Source organism: Paenisporosarcina sp. P4_E4_2 (assembly GCF_056401595.1).
Map to the genome: position 1 here is coordinate 1 of NZ_JBFUJC010000342.1, position 3,293 is coordinate 3,293.

1 protein-coding gene and 1 pseudogene are annotated in these 3,293 nt (G+C 42.7%); both read left to right on the top strand.

Going from position 1 to position 3,293, the window contains the following annotated elements:
* Positions 1-100, top strand: a pseudogene (locus AC1DSB_RS16745) (bifunctional oligoribonuclease/PAP phosphatase NrnA); the annotation flags it as partial.
* A gap of 20 nt (positions 101-120) precedes the next feature.
* Positions 121-3,201: a DNA polymerase III subunit alpha gene (gene dnaE, locus AC1DSB_RS16750; RefSeq protein ID WP_477587162.1), complete on the top strand. Its 3,081-nt coding sequence runs from the start codon at positions 121-123 to the stop codon at positions 3,199-3,201.
* The last annotated feature ends 92 nt before the right edge of the window (positions 3,202-3,293 follow it).

Here is a 3,293-nt window from a genome sequence, read left to right on the forward strand (position 1 = left end):
GTATGGTGGCGGTGGGCATCCGCTTGCTTCAGGAGCATCCGTCTATTCCTGGAAAGTTGCTGATGAAGTAATTGCCAAACTAAACAAATTATGTGAGTAAGTTGAAAGGGGGAAGGACCAATGTATCCAGTGTATCCACAAGTAGGGACATCTGCAGATTTACTTAATAGCACGATTCGCTTGGAAGCATTGATTCCTTTCCTTCAAAAACAACAGGCGTCTTCGGTAGCCATTACCAATAGACGGTTATACGGTGTGATGCCATTTTATCAAGCTGTCAAGAAAGCCGGTTTACATCCAGTAATCGGTTTAACTTGTCTTATTGAACTGACTGACGAGACACTTGTTGAAGTCCAACTGTATGCCAAGACCAACCTGGGCTATCAGAACTTATTGAAAATCAGTAGCGCACTAGAAGTCAAAGCACTTTCTGCACTGCCATTAAAATGGCTCCGTGCTTATAAAGAAGACTGTTTTGTAGTTGTACCGCTTTCCAAAATCGCAGTGCTAGAAACTGTTGAATCCATATTGGATGCCTTAAAGGATTGCTTAGGTTCTGGTCTGCTGGGTGGAATAGAACGACCAGGCGGACGTATTGCTGACAGTGAAAATGAAATGGTTGGAAATTGTATCGAAAGACAAATCCCATTAATTGCAACTCATCAGGCAAATTATGTTTCTCCAAGTGATGCCTTTGCGTATGAAGTGGCTCAAGCCATTGCGAACGGTGTGAAGCTTAGTGACGCACAGCGAGTGAAACCAAAGCACGAGCATCACTATTTGCCAACCCGAGAACAATGGATCGAATGGTTTGCCGATCAGCCAGAGTGGCTGGAAGAAGCAGAACGACTACTAAACAGCTGTTTTGTTGAAATTGTCACTGATCAATACCATATGCCAAAATTCCCGGTATCTGAAAATGTGTCGACACAGGATGTTTTGCGTGAAAAATGTATGACCGGCCTTAGTCAGCGTTTGGCAACATTTGATGAGTCATATAAAGAGCGTCTCGAAATGGAACTGAATGTAATTAATCAAATGGGCTATGCAGATTATTTTTTAATTGTGGCAGACTTTATGGAGTATGCGAAAAACAAGCAAATATTGACTGGTCCCGGTCGTGGATCATCTGCTAGTTCCCTCGTTGCGTATTCGTTATTCATTACACACGTCGATCCTCTTCAATTCGGCTTATTATTTGAACGTTTCCTGAATCCTGAACGAATCACAATGCCGGACATTGATATCGATTTTGCCGATCACCGAAGACATGAAGTCATCCAGTATGTCGCTGAAAAATATGKACATACCCACGTGGCCCAAATCGTAACATATGGAACTTTGTCGGCAAAAGCGGCGGCCAGAGACGTGGCACGTGTCTTTGGATTTGATAGTTCTGTTCTGGAGATGATATCCAAACAACTGCCGAATAAACCCGGCATTTCATTTGAAGAGGCAGTGAACAGCTCTGAAAACCTGAAAAAATGGATTGACATGGACCGTACCCATCAAAAATGGTTTGACACCGTTATGGAGCTCGAAGGCTTGCCGAGAAACGCATCCACTCATGCGGCAGGAGTTGTCTTATCACCTGTTCCATTGGTAGAACTACTGCCGATTGAAGCAGGACAAGACGGCATTTATTTAACCCAATGGCCAATGAAAGAAGTGGAACAGAGTGGGTTGCTCAAAATGGATTTTCTCGGATTAAGAAACTTAACCATTTTAGAGAGAATCCGTACCATGATCTGGTTCGATCAACATAAGTGGCTTGATTTCGAAAAAATCCCGCTTCATCACGAAGGAACGTTCAAGCTCCTTCAACAGGGGGATACGACCGGGGTTTTCCAATTGGAATCAGATGGAATGAGACAAGCCCTGCGTGACATCCGGCCGACTCATTTCCTGGATATTGTGGCAGTCAACGCCCTGTATCGTCCAGGTCCAATGGATAATATTCCAACGTATAAACGCAGAAAACACCGGGAAGAGAAGACGACATATGTCCACCCGATGCTTGAGCCAATATTGAAAGAAACGCATGGGGTAATTGTTTATCAGGAACAGATCATGCAAATTTCTTCGAAAATGGCTGGATTTACATTTGGCGAATCCGATATTTTAAGACGCGCAGTAAGTAAGAAAAATCGACAGGTATTGGATGAGCAGCGCCAACAGTTTGTAGAACGGGCGCAGAAAAATCAATTTACTGAGCGAGAAGCAAATGAAGTGTATGATCTGATTGTCAGATTTGCAGATTATGGATTTCCGAAAAGTCATGCAGTAGCATATAGCATGATTTCCTATCAGATGGCCTATTTAAAAGTTCAATATCCTGCTTACTTTTACGCATCGTTATTGACAGCATCAATGGGTAATCATGAAAAAATCATGCGCTTAATTCAAGAAGTCAAACAGCATAATATTACTCTACTTCCTCCGTCCATACATAGAAGCGGGTTGACGTTCCAAGTGGAAAATGGTGCGATTCGATTTGGATTGTCTGCCGTTAAAGGAGTTTCCAATATCTTTTTACGGGACTTGTTGCAAAAACGAAAACAAGCGCATCCACTGTGGCAAGACATTTTCGAACTTGCCGTCAGTTTATCGGCAGAGCAGTTTTCACGTAAACAAATAGAGCCTTTAATTAAAGCGGGTGCTCTTGATGGCTTCGGTCACGATCGAGCGACACTGCTTGCAACTCTTGATGCGGCAGTACAATACGCGGAACTCGTCAGACCGAAAGCAGAACAGGATTTATTTGATGGAGACGTCACGACATTCGGCAAGCCCAAGTATGTGAAGAACTCGGACATGCCGGAAATGCTGAAACTTCAGTTTGAAAGGGAAACGCTTGGGTTGTATATGTCCAATCACCCGGTAGAAAGATTGAAGAAAGAAATGAACATTAATGCAACTCCTATTCAAGAAATCAAATATGCACGTAATGGTCGGGCAGTGGTCATTGTCGGCATGATTGAAGAAATCCGAAGAATACGCACTAAAAAAGGTGAGTCGATGGCATTTGTAACCGTGCAGGATGAGACGTCAGATATTTCATGTACGGTATTTCCGAAAGACTATGCTTCTCACAATCTTGTCATTAAAGAACAGCATGTTTTAGAGATCGAAGGCACTGTGGAATGGCGGCAAGGTAAGCCACAAATCATTGTGAAAAATATGCAAACACTGTCGAAATGACGACCTAACGTTAATCCTTTAGGTCGTTTTTTGCGTTTGTTCTGTAAATTTTTCTGAATCACTCATGCTTAAACATTTTGATTATTCCGGAA